Below are 14,065 nucleotides of genomic sequence, written 5' to 3' on the forward strand. Positions count from 1 at the left end.
GCGCGATGCCGAACGAACACACCACATTGCTCGTGATCGGCGGCGGCCCGGGCGGGTACGTCGCCGCGATTCGCGCGGGGCAGCTCGGCATCCCGACCGTGCTCGTCGAACGCGAACGGCTCGGCGGCACCTGCCTGAACATCGGCTGCATTCCGTCGAAGGCGCTGATCCATGTCGCCGACGCGTTCGAGCAGGCGTGCGGGCAGGCCGGCGAGGGCATGCTCGGCATTCGCGTGCGCACGCCGGAAATCGACATCGCGACAAGCGTCGCGTGGAAGGACGGCATCGTCGAGCGGCTCACGCGCGGCGTCGGCGCCCTGCTGAAGAAGCACGGCGTGCGCGTGCTGCATGGCGACGCGCGCGTCGTCGACGGCAAGACCGTCGACGTCGTCGCCGGCGACCACACGACGCGCATCGCCTGCGAGCACCTGCTGCTCGCGACGGGATCGGAACCGGTCGCGCTGCCGTCGATGCCGTTCGGCGGCCATGTCGTGTCGTCGACAGAAGCGCTGTCGCCGACGTCGCTGCCGAAGCGGCTGATCGTCGTCGGCGCCGGGTACATCGGGCTGGAACTCGGCACCGTCTATCGCAAGCTCGGCGTTGACGTCAGCATCGTCGAGGCCGCGGAGCGCGTGCTGCCCGCATACGACGCGGAACTTGCGAAGCCGGTTGCCGATTCGCTCGCGCGGCTCGGCGTCGGCTTGCTGCTCGGTCACCAGGTGCTGGGCCTTGCCCGCGATGGCGCGGTGCGCGTGCAAGCGCCCGACGGTGCGGAGAAGACGCTGGCGGCCGATCGCGTGCTGGTTGCGGTGGGCCGCCGGCCGCGCGTCGACGGCTTCGGCCTCGAATCGCTGCCGCTCGATCGCAACGGGCGAGCGCTGCGCATCGACGACGAATGCCGGACGTCGATGCGCAACGTCTGGGCGATCGGCGACGTTGCCGGCGAACCGATGCTCGCGCATCGCGCGATGGCGCAGGGCGAGATGGTGGCCGAGCTGATCGCCGGACGCCGCCGCAAGTTCATGCCCGCGTCGATTCCGGCCGTGTGCTTCACCGATCCGGAGGTCGTCACGTCCGGGTGGTCGCCGGACGATGCGAAGGCGGCCGGTGTCGACTGCATCAGTGCATCGTTCCCGTTCGCGGCGAACGGGCGCGCGATGACGCTGCAGGCGACCGACGGTTTCGTGCGCGTGGTCGCGCGGCGCGACACGCACCTGATCGTCGGCTGGCAAGCGGTCGGGCGCGGCGTGTCGGAACTGGCCGCGGCGTTTTCGCAGTCGCTCGAGATGGGTGCGCGGCTCGAGGACATCGGCGGCACGATCCACGCACACCCGACGCTAGGCGAAGCGATGCAGGAGGCGGCGCTGCGCGCGCTGGGGCATGCGTTGCACGTGTAAGCAGCGTGCCGGCGTGAACGGTGGAACGGAGCCCCGCTACGGCGGGGCTTCTCGCTCGCGGGAATAGCAGCGGCGGCGCCACCCGATCGATGCGGTCGTTGACCGTCGCGTGCGAACCGTTCATCGTGTCGACATTCCGCGCGATTCAACGCGCACCGGCCGCTTCGCCGAGGCGCGGCATCGCGAGGCCCGAATGTGTAGGCTGAAGCGCGCGGCCCGCGTGCACGGGATTTACACGGAACGAACTGCCATGAAACTGTTGCTCGTCGGCGCGACCGGGCTCGTCGGCCGCCACGTCCTCGACATCGCGCTGGCGGATGCGCGGGTCGACGAAGTCGTCGTGCTCGCGCGCCGGCCATTGTCGCCGCATCCGAAGATGCGCGCGCTCGAAGTCGATTTTGACAACCTGCCCGAATCCGCCGACTGGTGGCAGGCCGACGCGGTGATCTGCACACTCGGCACCACGATGCGCGTCGCGGGCTCGCAGCCCGCATTTCGCCGCGTCGATCACGACTATCCGCTCGCAGTCGCGCGGCGCGCGCACCGGTCGGGCACGCCGACCTGCGTGCTGAATTCGGCGCTCGGTGCGGATCCCGATTCACGGATCTTCTACAACCGCGTGAAGGGCGAGGTCGAGCGTGCGCTCGCAAGCATCGGATTCGCGTCGCTCACGTTCGTGCGGCCAGGGCTGATCGCCGGCAGCCGCGATGAATTCCGCTTCGCCGAGCGCATGCTGGTGCTGATGCTCGGTGCCGCCGGGCCGGTGTTGCCGCGCAAGTGGCGGGTGAATCCGGCGCCGCACATTGCGCGCGCGCTCGTCGACGCCGCGCTCGATGCGCGCCCGGGTGTGCACGTGATCGGCTCCGAACGTCTCGCCTAACGCCGAACCCGAATCTGCATCGCGCTCGCGACATGGCCGACCGGGCGCGATGAACGAACCCGATGCGCCGGATTTTTGCGCACGACACCGTCAAGCTCCGGACACTGTTCGGCGAACGCATCGCGAAATGCGTGCAGGGCTTCGCTCGCGGCGCGGTTGCGCGGGGCCGTGGAGCCGGAATCCGGTCGTGTGGCCCGGCTTGCTTGCGCGCAAGCGCCGGATCTTGTCAGCCGAAGCTCACGGCGCCGCGACATGGCCGGGCAGGGAACCGACGTGCGCGCACCGGCGCCACGCACGACGACGGGCCGCACGGTCGCAAGACCGTTTCGTCATACCGACCGATAACCGGACGCGCGGCGCTTGCTGACCTACGATAAGAGCATCGTGTCCGTCGTCTGCGGAGCCCCACCGTGTGCACCCATTACCGCGCGCCCGATGAAGACCCCGGGATCAGCGAACTCAGGATCGGCATCGGCGACCTGTTTCGCCGCGAGCCGTGGGCGCCCGACGTGTATCCGGACTACGCGGCGCCCATTGCGCGCGCCGACGGCGACGGCCTCGCGGTCGTCAGTGCGGTGTTCGGCTTCTGGCCGAGATTCATGCAGCCCGAGCGTATCGACGAGAACGGACGCAAACGCAGGAAGCTCGATACGATGAATGCGCGTGCGGAAACGGTCGGTTCGTCGCGGCTTTACGGCAACGCGTGGCGCAACGGCCAGCGCTGCCTGATTCCGGTGCGCTGGATCGTCGAGCCGTGCTACGAGACGGGCCGCAACGTGTGGCACCGGATCGGCGCCGCCGGCTGGCAGCCATGCTGCGTCGCTGGCATCTGGCGGCGTTACGAGGCGGCCGACGGCCGCGAACACATCGGCATGGCGATGCTGACCGTCAATGCCGACGATCATCCGGTGTTCGCGCGCATGCATCGGCCTGGCGACGAGAAGCGCGGCGTCGTGATGCTGCGCCGCGCCGACCACGACGAATGGCTGCACGCGCGCGACAGCGAAGCTGCGCGCCGCATGCTGAACCTCCTTCCGGCAGCGGCTATGGTCGCCGAGCCCGAGCCTGCATCTGCGCCACGCACCGGCGCCTGAGCTTTCGCGTTGCTTTCGGCAAGCGGGCGGCAATTGCTTCGTTGCACGCATCCCGTTGGCGCGGCGATTTCGGCAATCGCCGGATATCGGGTAATCACCGATATTCGGCGAGTTGTATATACAAGATTATCCGCGGACAGTGCCGGCGCCCATCCGCCGGCGGCCCGCCCGCGTGCGCGCCATGCGTGACGCATGCCGGCGGTACGCGGCGCGCCGCCCGATGAATCGAGAAGGGCTGCCTGGCACGTTTTCCGTCTCGTCCAGACCATTTGTGATCCTCAGTATCTTGGAGAGTTATCCGTGTCAACGAATCCCAGTGGAAAAGCCGGCGGTCTGATCGAAGTACGCTCGATCGATTTCATCCCCGACGCCGAACGCCACGGCGGCCTGCTGAGCCAGTTCACGCTGTGGCTGTCGGCGAACATGCAGATCACGGCCATCGTCACCGGCGCGCTGGCGGTCGTGCTGGGCGGCGACGTGTTCTGGTCGCTGGTTGCGCTGCTGCTCGGCCAGCTCGTCGGCGGCGCGGTGATGGCGCTGCACGGCGCGCAAGGGCCGCAGCTCGGATTGCCGCAGATGATCTCGAGCCGCGTGCAGTTCGGCGTTTATGGCGCGATGATCCCGATCGTGCTCGTGTGCCTGATGTACATCGGCTTCTCCGCGAGCGGGTCGGTGCTCGCCGGGCAGGCGGTCGCGCAGCTGCTGCATGTCGACGACGCGGCCGGCATCCTGCTGTTCGCCGCCGTGATCGTCGTGCTGACGGTGTTCGGCTATCGCGCGATCCACTTCGTTGGCCGGATCGCGAGCGTGGTCGGCATCGTCGCCTTCGTCTACATGTTCGCGCAGCTGTTCGCGAACCACGACGTCGGCGCGCTGCTCGCGAACAAGCACTTCTCGCTCGCGAGCTTCCTGCTGTCGATGTCGCTGTCCGCGTCGTGGCAAATCGCGTTCGGTCCGTACGTCGCCGATTATTCGCGCTACCTGCCGCGCTCCACGTCGTCGGTGGCCACGTTTGTCGCGGTCGGCCTCGGCTCGGTGATCGGCGCGCAGGCGGCGATGGTGTTCGGCGTGTTCGCTGCCGCGCTGGCCGGCGGCCAGTTTGCGCACCATGAAGTGTCGTACATCGTGGGCCTCGGCTCGACGGGCGCCGTGGCCGCGCTGCTGTACTTCAGCATCGCGTTCGGCAAGGTGACGGTCACCACGCTCAACGCATACGGCAGCTTCATGTCGATGGCGACGATCGTCAGCGGCTTTCGCGGCAAGCATGCGGTGTCGTCGACGAGCCGGCTCGTCTACATCTTGGGGATGATCTGCGTGTCGACGCTGATCGCGCTCGCCGGCCGCCATTCGTTCCTGAAGGAATTCACCGCGTTCATCCTGTTCCTGCTTGCGTTCTTCACGCCGTGGAGCGCGATCAACCTGGTCGACTACTACTGCTTCACGCGTTCGCGCTACGACGTGCCGGCACTGTCGGATCCGGACGGCCGCTATGGCCGCTGGAACGTGATGGCGATCACGATCTACGTGGTCGGCATCCTGGTGCAGTTGCCGTTCATGTCGACGCACATCTACACCGGGCCGCTCGTCGACGCGCTCGGCGGCACCGACATCTCGTGGATCCTCGGCCTCGCAGTGCCGGCCGTGCTGTATTACATCGGCGCGCGCGCGTCGCGGCGCAGCATCCCGGAACGCCTGATCCTGCCGCTCGAACGCGGCGAGGTTCAACACTGACGCAAATGTCTGACGGCGCCCGGCCGTTCAGGCGGCCCAGGCTTTCTGCGCGCCGCGGCTGCGTGGCGGCGCGCAGTCGCGATGCGCGCGCTCACATCCCGAGCCGCTCGGCGAGCGAGTGCCGCTGCATGCAGCGCTCCATCGCGTCGAGGAACGCCTGCTCGGCTGCGTTCATCTTGCGGTCGCGATGCCACAGCAGGAACACGTCGACGTCGACGAGGCCTTCGTCGGGCGGCAGCCGCCACAGCCGCTGCTGCGCGATGTCGTCGCGCACGATGTGTTCGGGCAGGCAGCCGATGCCATAACCGGCGAAGATCAGCCGACGCACCTCGTCGAGGCTCGGAGACGACGCGACGATCCGGCCGGTGAAACCCTTCTGGTCGCGGAACACGGTGAGCGGCGACAGGCTGTCGCCGATCTGGTCGCTCGTGAACGACACGAAGTTCTCCGCGAGCAGGTCGTCCATCCGCAATTGCGTCTGTCCGAACAACCGGTGATGGCGGCCGCAGTAGATCGCGTAGCGCTGGCGTAAAAAACAGCGCATCTGCAGCTTGTCGTGCGGCGTGCGGCACAGGCCGAGCCCGGCGGTGGCCGTCTTTTGCAGCAGCGACGACAGGATGTCGGACGAGCGCATCACTTCGATCTGCAGATCGATGCGCGGGTACGCGCGATGGAAGTCCGCGAGAAATTCGTCGTAGACGGGCGACTCGATGCGGCTGACCGTCAGCAGCCGTATCGAGCCGGTGAGGTCGGCCGTGCTGTCGTCCAGTTCGGTTTCGAGCCGCGACACGCCGCCGTAGATGTCGCTGGCGATCCGGTACACCGCTTCGCCCGCCGGCGTGGGCGCGAAGTGCGCACCGCGCCGCTCGATCAGCTTGCGCTCGAGCGTGTCTTCCAGCCGGCGCAGCGCCTGGCTGACGGCCGGCTGCGTCACGTGCAGCCGCGCGGCCGCGCGGCTCACGCTGCGCTCCTGCACGATCACGAGATACGTGCGCAGCAGGTTCCAGTCGAGGCGGTCGTTCAGGAAAGGGGCGAGGTCGGCACGCATCGGGTCTCCGGACAAAGCGTCGGGTGCGAAATTAGTGAAATTTATACGCCGAATAATAACGTGAAATTTGACTAATGATTAGCGGTCGCCGATAAAGGAGGGGCGCCGCACCGGGCGGCGCGAGGCCGCGACAGACGGCCGGCCACCACGATATTGCGCGTGCCGCCCGCACGCGCCAGGAGCGAGCATGACCGAATCCCTTCCTTCCGCCCGCCAGCCCGCGCGTGCCGCGACGGCCGCGTTCATCGGCACGATGATCGAGTGGTACGACTTCTACATCTACGCGACCGCCGCCGCGCTCGTGTTCGGCGAGCTGTATTTTCCGTCGCACGACCGCTTCGTCAGCACGATGGCGTCGTTCGCGACGTTCGCGGTCGGCTTCTTCGCGCGGCCGCTCGGCGGCATCGTGTTCGGCCACCTGGGAGACCGCATCGGCCGCAAGAAGGCGCTGATGACGACGCTGATGATGATGGGTGTCGCGACCGTGTGCGTCGGGTTGCTGCCCGACTACTCGAAAGTCGGCATGCTGGCGCCGGTGCTGTTGATCCTGCTGCGCATCGTGCAGGGGATCGCAGTCGGCGGCGAATGGGGCGGCGCGGTGCTGATGGCAGGCGAACACGCGCCGCAGGGCCGTCGCACGTTCTTCGCGTCCTTCGCCCAACTCGGCAGTCCGGCCGGGCTGATCCTGTCGCTGGTCGCGTTCCGCGCGGTCACGTCGATGGACAAGGCGGACTTCCTCGCGTGGGGCTGGCGGCTGCCGTTTCTCGCGAGCTCGGTGCTGCTCGTCGTCGGCATCCTGATCCGGCTCGGCGTGAACGAGTCTCCGGAATTCGCGCGCGTGAAGGAAGCAAACCGTACCGTGAAGCTGCCGGTCGCCGAAGTGTTCCGCTCGGCGTCGGGCCTGGTGTTGCTCTGCATCGGCGCGAACACGATCGGGATCGCGGGCGTCTATTTCACGAATACGTTCATGATCGCGTACACGACCCAGTACGTCGGCGTGTCGCGCTCGCTGATTCTCGACAGCCTGTTCGCGGTCGCGATCATCCAGTTCGTCGCACAGCCGATCGCCGCATGGATTGCCGAGCGCATCGGCGGTGCGCGCTTCCTGAAGATCGCCGCGCTGCTCGCGATGCTGTCGCCGTACCCGATGTTCATGCTCGTGCAGGGTGGCACATCCGCGTCGCTGGTCGCGGGCATCGCGCTCGCGGTCGTATGCATGGCCGGCTTCTATTCGGTGATCGCGGGCTTCGTCAGCGGCGTGTTCCCCGCTCACGTGCGCTATTCGGCGATCTCGCTCGCGTACCAGATCTGCGGCGCGCTCGCCGGCGGCCTGACACCGCTCGTCGGCACGTGGCTCGCGCATCGCTTCGCCGGACAGTGGTGGCCGCTTGCCGTGTTCTACACCGGTCTCGCCGGCCTGTCGCTGCTCTGCATCGTCGCGCTCGACGCGCGCCGCGCGGCCCGGCCGGCCGCCGCCGAAGCGCTCGGCTCGCATTGAGCCGCTGCTACGCATGAATCGATCGGAGTTCGAATGAAAGACCTATTGGAAATCGACGGCGCCCGCTTGTGGCAGAGCCTGGCGGACATGGCGCGCATCGGCGCGACGGCGCGCGGCGGCGTGCGCCGGCTCGCGCTGACCGACGACGACCGGCGCGGGCGCGACCTGTTCGCGCGGTGGTGCCGCGACGCGGGCATGACGGTGAGCGTCGACGCAGTCGGCAACCTGTTCGCACGGCGCGGGGGCGCCGATGCACACGCCGCTCCGGTGCTGATCGGCAGCCATCTCGACACGCAGCCGGAAGGCGGCCGTTTCGATGGCGTCTATGGCGTGCTCGCCGCGCTGGAGGTCGTGCGCACGCTGAACGATGCGGGCATCGCGACCGGCAAACCGATCGAGATCGTCTCGTGGACCAACGAGGAGGGCGCGCGTTTCGCGCCGGCGATGCTCGGCTCGGCAGTGTTCACCGGTGCGTTGCCGCTCGACGAAGCGCTCGCGAAGCGGGACGCCGACGGCATCGCGCTCGGCGCCGCGCTCGACGCATGCGGTTATCGCGGCGCGCGCGCGCCGGGCGGCGACGTCGACGCGTATTTCGAAGCCCATATCGAACAGGGTCCCGTGCTGGAGGCGAACGGCACGACGATCGGCATCGTCACGGGCGGGCAGGCGATCCGCTGGCTCGACGTGCGCGTGACGGGCGTGGCCGCGCATGCGGGCACGACGCCGATGCCATATCGGAAGGACGCGTATTTCGCGAGCGCGCAGATCGCACTCGAGCTCGAGCGGATCGTCGCCGGCCATACGCCGCGCGGGCTCGCGACGATCGGGCAGGTCGGGATCCGCAACGCGTCGCGCAACACGATCGCCGGCGACGTGACGTTGACCGTCGACCTGCGTCATCACGACGATGCGCAAGTCGATGCAATGGAGCGCGAGCTGCGCGACGCGGCTGCACGCATCGCCGCCGCGCGCGGCGTGCAGGTGTCGGTCGATACCTGCTGGCGCAGCCCCGCGACGCCGTTCGACGCCGCTTGCGTCGAACTCGTCGCGCAGGCTGCCGATGCATTCGGCTATACGAACGAGCGGATCGTCAGCGGCGCCGGCCATGACGCGATCCTGCTGGCGCGCCGCGTGCCGACCGCGATGGTGTTCATCCCGTGCGTCGGCGGGCTGTCGCACAACGAGGCAGAGGATGCGCTGCCCGACGACGTGACGCGCGGCACGAACGTGCTGCTCCATGCGGTGCTTGCGCGTGCCGGCGTCACCGCGCGCACCCGCCACGCGACGGCTGCGGCTGCAGCGGCGCACGACGCTGACGCATGACGCGATAAACCGACGAGAAACGAACGATGAAGACCTATTTCCACCCCGAACAGTTGCTGCACCATCCGCGCACCTACCTGTCACGCGGCAAGATGCGCGAGCCGCAGGAAGTGCCCGAGCGCGCCGCGCGGCTGGTCGCGGCCGTGCGCGCGCTCGACTTCGACGTGCGCGAGCCGGCCGATCGCGGCATCGCACCGATCGCGGCCGTGCACGACATGAATTACCTGCGGTTTCTGGAGGAGGCGCACCGGGACTGGAAGCGGATGCCCGACGACTGGGGCGACGAAGTGATGTCGAACGTGTTCGTGCGCGATCCGAATCCGTTGCGCGGTGTGCTCGCGAAGGCCGCGCGTTATCTCGCTGACGGCAGTTGCCCGGTCGGTGCGAATACGTGGCGCGCTGCGTATTGGTCCGCGCAGAGCGCACTCGCGGCCGCGGCGGACGTCAACGACGGCGCGCGCGACGCCTATGCGTTGTGCCGGCCGCCCGGCCATCATGCGCGGCGCGATGCGGCCGGCGGCTTCTGCTATCTGAACAATGCGGCGATCGCCGCGCACGCGCTGCGCGGCCGCCATCGCCGCGTTGCGATCCTCGACACCGACATGCATCACGGGCAAGGCGTGCAGGAAATCTTCTACGGCCGCGACGACGTACTCTACGTATCGATCCATGGCGATCCGACCAATTTCTATCCGGTCGTCGCCGGGTACGAAGAGGAGACCGGCGCCGGCGCCGGCGACGGCTACAACCTCAATCTGCCGATGCCGCACGGTGCGCCCGAATCGGCGTTCTTCGACCGGCTCGACGACGCGCTGCGTGCGCTCGCGCGGTTCCAGCCCGAAGCGCTCGTGCTTGCGCTCGGCTTCGACATCTACAAGGACGATCCGCAATCGCAGGTGGCCGTCACCACCGACGGATTCGGACGGCTCGGCGGCGCGATCGGCGCGCTTGGTTTGCCGACGGTGATCGTGCAGGAGGGCGGGTACCACCTCGACAGCCTTGATGCGAACGCACGCGCGTTCTTCGGCGGATTCGCGGCCGCGCGCTGATACGCCGGTCGTCGGCACACCGGACGCACCGCAGGATTCGTCAACGAAATGGCCCCGCGTCGGCATTCCGACACGGGGCTGTTTCGATTGCGGTGCCGTGTATCGGCACCGTCCGGATGGTCGCGCGGTTACGAATTCGCGGCGACCGGCGCGCGTCGGCGCTGCATGATCTGCAATGCGACCAGCGCCAGCCCGGCCGCGGCGATCAGACCGCCGACGAGCGGCACGGCTGCGTAGCCGAACCCCGCCGAAATCGCGGCGCCGCCGGCTGCCGCGCCCAGCGCGTTCCCGAGGTTGAACGCGCCGATGTTGACCGCCGATGCGAGGCCGGGTGCTTCGTGCGCGGCACGCATCACGCGCATCTGCAACGGCGGCACGACGGCGAACGTCGCGACGCCCCAGACCAGCAGCGTGACCGCGGCACCGGCATGCGTGCGGGCGAGCAGCGGAAACGCGGCCATCGTCACGATCAGCAGCACGAGGAACCCGATCAGCGTGCCGTCGAGCGAGCGATCGGCGAGGCGGCCGCCGGCGATGTTGCCGATCGAGAAGCCGACGCCGATCAGCACGAGCATCGCGGTCACGAAGCCGGGCGTCGCGCCGGTCAGGTGTTCGAGCGTCGGCGCGACATACGTGTAAAGCGTGAACATCGCGCCGGCGCCGAGCACGGTGGTCGCGAGCGCGCCGAGCACGACCGGGCGCGTCAGCACCGCGAGTTCGGCCCGCAGGTTCGGCATCTTGCCGGCGTCGCCCTTCGGCAGCGCGGAGAACAGGCCGGCGATCGCGATCAAGCCGAGCGCCGCAGTCGCCGCGAACGACATGCGCCAGCCGATCATCTGCCCGAGCCACGTCGCGGCGGGCACGCCGCCGACGTTCGCGATAGTGAGACCCATGAACATCGTTGCGACCGCGCTCGCCTGCTTGTCGCGCGGCACGAGGCTGGCCGCGACCACCGACCCGAGTCCGAAGAACGCGCCGTGGTTGAGGCTCGTGACGAGCCGGGCGAGCAAGAGCGTCGTGTAATCCGGCGCGACGGCCGACAGCAGGTTGCCGATCGTGAAGATCGACATCAGCGCGATCAGCGCCGAGCGGCGCGACCAGCGTGCGAGCAGCAGCGTCATCAGCGGTGCGCCGGCCATCACGCCGATCGCGTACGCGCTGATCAGCATGCCGGCCTGCGGAATCGACACGTGCACGCCGTCGGCGATCACCGGCAGCAGGCCCATCGGCGAGAACTCGGTCGTGCCGATGCCGAATGCGCCGGCCGCGAGCGCCAGCAGCGGTAGCGTCGCGCTGCCGCCCGGACGAGGAGAAGAAGAAGTCGTGGTGTTCACGCGATGCGCTCCTGAAAGCATGGGCAACGGCATCGAGCCGTTGCGGACAGGCTGAAGTGTGCCGGGTTTACTTTTGCGGAAAAAGCCGGTTCCGGGCGAAATTATCTTGATTTCATGTCAACAATGCGCCAGAGCGTGCGAGGCCCGCGTTTCGGGCGTGTGGCTGCGGCGTGCCGGCCGGTCCGGGCCAGGTGAGTGCGGCCTGCGCCCGCCGATACGCGAGGCGGTTGCACGTCGCGCCCGATCGGTGCGGTTCTCGTCATGCTGCCGGCCCGCGGCGGGGCCGCGACTGCGCGACACGCGAAAAAATGCCCCGGTCACAGGGGGGCCGTGACCGGGGCGCAAAGGCATCCTCTCTTTGGCACGAGGGTGGATGCGGGCGCAGTATATTTCGCGGGGTAACGTTTCGAATTCACGTTAAACGACCGTTTTTGGTGCCAATTTAAAAATACCCGGGGCGCAGCGAGGCTCGTTATGAATTTGAAAGAATTTTCGTTCGTTTGATGCGGATGTTTAGTTCGCACTGGCAGCGGCGCCGCACGTCGCATCGGGTGATGCGGTAAGACGCCCGAGTTCGACGCTGCCGGACCGCGCCGGGTCGCAAACGCGCGCGTGCCGGTCGATCAATCCTCATGGCCGGCCGCGCCGCGCACGGCCTCCAGAAACCGCGCGACGACAGGCGACGCCGGTGCCGCCGCGGCGTCGAACACGAACTCGATGTCGAAGCGGCTCGCGAGTTCGTCGAGCGCGACCAGCCGGACCGTGCGCGGGCACGTCGGCGACGCGCTTTCCGGGATGAATGCGCAGCCCATGCCGGCCGCGACGAGTCCGATCAGCGTCGGGATGTCGCTGCCGACCTGCGCGATGCGCGGCGTGAAGCCGGCGCGCTCGCACTGCGTCATCAGGAAGCGGTGGTGTGCGGCGGAGCGCAGCGCGTCGAACCACACAAACGGCTCATGCGCGACGTCGGCGAGCGTGCGCGGCGCGTGAAAGCGTCCGCCCGGCGGCGCGGGCATCGCGAGCACGAAGCGGTCGCTCAACAGCCGCACGCCCGCGAGATGCGGCGCCTCGTCGCGCCGCCACGCCATGATCCCGCCATCGAGCTGACCGCGCGTGAGCGCCGCGGCCTGTTCCGCCGACAGCATCGGCGCGATCGACAGTTTCACGTCCGGACACGCATCGCGAAAGGCCTTCAGCACATTCGCGACGACCGGCAGCGGCAGGCAGTTCGGCAGCGCGCCGAGCCGCAACTCGCCGAGCTGGCCGGCCGCGCAGCGCAGCGCGCGTTCGCGGCTGTCATGCAGCGCCGCGAGCAGTGCGGTCGCGTCGTTGACGAAGCTCGCACCGGCCGCCGTGAGCGTGACGCCGGTCGCGCGGCGAATCAGCAGCGGCGTGCCGATCGCGTCCTCGAGCTCGCGGATCTGGCGCGACAACGCGGGCTGCACGATTCCGGCCGCGCGGGCGCCGGCCATCACGCTGCCGGCTTGTGCGACCGCGACGAAGTAGCGAAGGTGACGCAGTTCTATCTGGCGCATGTGATGTCGGTCCCGGTTTCGATTCGATGGATATGCCTGATAAGCATAGCAACCACCAATGGATGGTATTGGAAAGCATGTCCGGCGTGCCGTACGATGATCGCCGTTGCCGTTGCCGTTGCCGTTGCCGTTGCCGTTGCCGTTGCCGTTGCCGTTGCCGCGGCCTGGGCGCAGGCCACGTGCGTTCCCGTCCGCCTTCATTCGTATCCCGTGCCATGCCGCTTCATATCCAGACTCCCTATCTCCGTTCGCAGATCGCGTCGCGCCGTTTCGGCACGAACGTCTGGCTGAAGCTCGACGCGCTGCAGCCGTCCGGTTCGTTCAAGCTGCGCGGCATCGGCGCGGCGTGCGAGGCCCACCATGCGGCGGGCGCGCGCCGGTTCGTGTCATCGTCGGGCGGCAACGCGGGCATCGCCGTCGCGTATTGCGGCCGCATGCTCGGCGTGCCTGTGCTCGTCGTCGTGCCGGAGAGCACGTCGGCCCGCGCGCGCGAGCTGATTCGCGTCGAAGGCGCGGAGGTCGTCGTGCACGGCGCGAGCTGGGCCGAGGCAAATGCGTTCGCGGTGGCGGCGGCCGGCGCGCACGATGCATTCGTGCATCCTTTCGACGACCCGGTTCTGTGGCAGGGACATGCGACGATGATCGACGAGATGGCGGCGAGCGGCCCGAAGCCCGACGCGATCGTGCTCGCAGTCGGCGGCGGCGGGTTGCTGTGCGGCGTGCTCGACGGGCTCGCGCGCAATGGCTGGGACGACGTGCCGGTCGTCGCGGTCGAGACCGCAGGTGCCGACAGCTACGCGCGCTCGATCGCGCATGGCCATCCGGTCGAATTGCCGGCGATCACCAGCGTCGCGACGTCGCTCGGCGCGAAGCGGCCGTGCGATGCGGCGCTCGATTGGGCGACGCGGCATGCGATCCATCCGGTCGTCGTGTCGGATGCGCAGGCGGTGGCCGCATCGCTGCGGTTTCTGGACGAGCACCGGATCGTCGTCGAGCCCGCGTGCGGTGCAGCGCTGGCCGCGCTCGAACAGGCGGTGCCGGTGCTGGCGTCGGCGTCCGATATCGCGGTGATCGTGTGCGGCGGAGTGACGGCGACGGTCGAACAGCTGCAAACGCTGAACGCGACGTTGCGGTAGCGCGGTAACGGGCGCTGCGACGCGCAGCGGCAGCCGCGAT

11 protein-coding genes are annotated in these 14,065 nt (G+C 68.5%); 8 read left to right on the forward strand and 3 right to left on the reverse strand.

What is annotated here, in order from left to right; all coding sequences use genetic code 11:
* Nucleotides 1–5: 5 nt before the first annotated feature.
* The 4 genes from lpdA to KDW55_RS02565 all read left to right on the forward strand — a co-directional run bounded on the left by lpdA (nucleotide 6) and on the right by KDW55_RS02565 (nucleotide 5,102).
* The gene (lpdA, locus tag KDW55_RS02550) at nucleotides 6–1,397 is read left to right on the forward strand and encodes a dihydrolipoyl dehydrogenase (protein WP_212159934.1); all 1,392 of its coding nucleotides are present in this window, start codon (nucleotides 6–8) and stop codon (nucleotides 1,395–1,397) included.
* Between the two features lie 250 nt (nucleotides 1,398–1,647).
* Entirely contained in the window at nucleotides 1,648–2,277 is a 630-nt protein-coding gene (locus tag KDW55_RS02555; RefSeq protein WP_069241234.1) for an NAD(P)H-binding protein, read from the forward strand.
* Between the two features lie 410 nt (nucleotides 2,278–2,687).
* Nucleotides 2,688–3,371, forward strand: coding sequence for an SOS response-associated peptidase family protein (locus KDW55_RS02560; RefSeq protein ID WP_212159935.1), 684 nt, complete (start codon nucleotides 2,688–2,690; stop codon nucleotides 3,369–3,371).
* A gap of 300 nt (nucleotides 3,372–3,671) precedes the next feature.
* Nucleotides 3,672–5,102 carry a cytosine permease gene (locus tag KDW55_RS02565; protein WP_069241236.1) on the forward strand — a complete coding sequence of 477 codons (1,431 nt, stop codon included), beginning with the start codon at nucleotides 3,672–3,674 and terminating at the stop codon, nucleotides 5,100–5,102.
* 91 nt (nucleotides 5,103–5,193) lie between these two features.
* On the opposite strand, the gene KDW55_RS02570 is transcribed toward KDW55_RS02565, so the two are convergent.
* Nucleotides 5,194–6,150, reverse strand: coding sequence for a LysR family transcriptional regulator (locus KDW55_RS02570; RefSeq protein ID WP_040143864.1), 957 nt, complete (start codon nucleotides 6,148–6,150; stop codon nucleotides 5,194–5,196).
* 187 nt (nucleotides 6,151–6,337) lie between these two features.
* Between KDW55_RS02570 and KDW55_RS02575 the strand changes: the two genes are divergently transcribed.
* From KDW55_RS02575 to KDW55_RS02585, 3 genes are read left to right on the forward strand one after another with little or no spacing between them, the layout of a single operon-like run.
* Complete coding sequence (locus KDW55_RS02575) at nucleotides 6,338–7,648, forward strand: MFS transporter (RefSeq protein ID WP_040143865.1); 1,311 nt, start codon at nucleotides 6,338–6,340, stop codon at nucleotides 7,646–7,648.
* A 33-nt stretch (nucleotides 7,649–7,681) separates the two neighbouring features.
* Nucleotides 7,682–8,971: a Zn-dependent hydrolase gene (locus KDW55_RS02580; protein ID WP_059543686.1), complete on the forward strand. Its 1,290-nt coding sequence runs from the start codon at nucleotides 7,682–7,684 to the stop codon at nucleotides 8,969–8,971.
* 26 nt (nucleotides 8,972–8,997) lie between these two features.
* The gene (locus tag KDW55_RS02585) at nucleotides 8,998–10,020 is read left to right on the forward strand and encodes a histone deacetylase family protein (protein ID WP_069241237.1); all 1,023 of its coding nucleotides are present in this window, start codon (nucleotides 8,998–9,000) and stop codon (nucleotides 10,018–10,020) included.
* Nucleotides 10,021–10,148: 128 nt separating this feature from the next.
* Here KDW55_RS02585 and KDW55_RS02590 read toward each other — a convergent pair whose 3' ends face one another.
* Both KDW55_RS02590 and KDW55_RS02595 read right to left on the reverse strand, forming a co-directional pair.
* Complete coding sequence (locus KDW55_RS02590) at nucleotides 10,149–11,354, reverse strand: MFS transporter (RefSeq protein WP_209821584.1); 1,206 nt, start codon at nucleotides 11,352–11,354, stop codon at nucleotides 10,149–10,151.
* 623 nt (nucleotides 11,355–11,977) lie between these two features.
* Complete coding sequence (locus KDW55_RS02595) at nucleotides 11,978–12,889, reverse strand: LysR family transcriptional regulator (RefSeq protein WP_040143869.1); 912 nt, start codon at nucleotides 12,887–12,889, stop codon at nucleotides 11,978–11,980.
* Nucleotides 12,890–13,104: 215 nt separating this feature from the next.
* Between KDW55_RS02595 and KDW55_RS02600 the strand changes: the two genes are divergently transcribed.
* Nucleotides 13,105–14,025: a pyridoxal-phosphate dependent enzyme gene (locus KDW55_RS02600; RefSeq protein ID WP_040143870.1), complete on the forward strand. Its 921-nt coding sequence runs from the start codon at nucleotides 13,105–13,107 to the stop codon at nucleotides 14,023–14,025.
* Nucleotides 14,026–14,065: the final 40 nt, after the last annotated feature.

The organism is Burkholderia sp. AU19243 (assembly GCF_018148075.1).
Lineage (GTDB): Bacteria > Pseudomonadota > Gammaproteobacteria > Burkholderiales > Burkholderiaceae > Burkholderia > Burkholderia latens_A.

Bases quoted from the DNA above. Each gene is read 5' to 3' on its own strand.
- lpdA (WP_212159934.1), top strand. From the start codon at position 6: ATGCCGAACGAACACACCACATTGCTCGTGATCGGCGGCGGCCCGGGC.
- KDW55_RS02555 (WP_069241234.1), top strand. From the start codon at position 1,648: ATGAAACTGTTGCTCGTCGGCGCGACCGGGCTCGTCGGCCGCCACGTC.
- KDW55_RS02570 (WP_040143864.1), bottom strand. From the start codon at position 6,150: ATGCGTGCCGACCTCGCCCCTTTCCTGAACGACCGCCTCGACTGGAAC.
- KDW55_RS02575 (WP_040143865.1), top strand. From the start codon at position 6,338: ATGACCGAATCCCTTCCTTCCGCCCGCCAGCCCGCGCGTGCCGCGACG.
- KDW55_RS02580 (WP_059543686.1), top strand. From the start codon at position 7,682: ATGAAAGACCTATTGGAAATCGACGGCGCCCGCTTGTGGCAGAGCCTG.
- KDW55_RS02585 (WP_069241237.1), top strand. From the start codon at position 8,998: ATGAAGACCTATTTCCACCCCGAACAGTTGCTGCACCATCCGCGCACC.
- KDW55_RS02595 (WP_040143869.1), bottom strand. From the start codon at position 12,889: ATGCGCCAGATAGAACTGCGTCACCTTCGCTACTTCGTCGCGGTCGCA.
- KDW55_RS02600 (WP_040143870.1), top strand. From the start codon at position 13,105: ATGCCGCTTCATATCCAGACTCCCTATCTCCGTTCGCAGATCGCGTCG.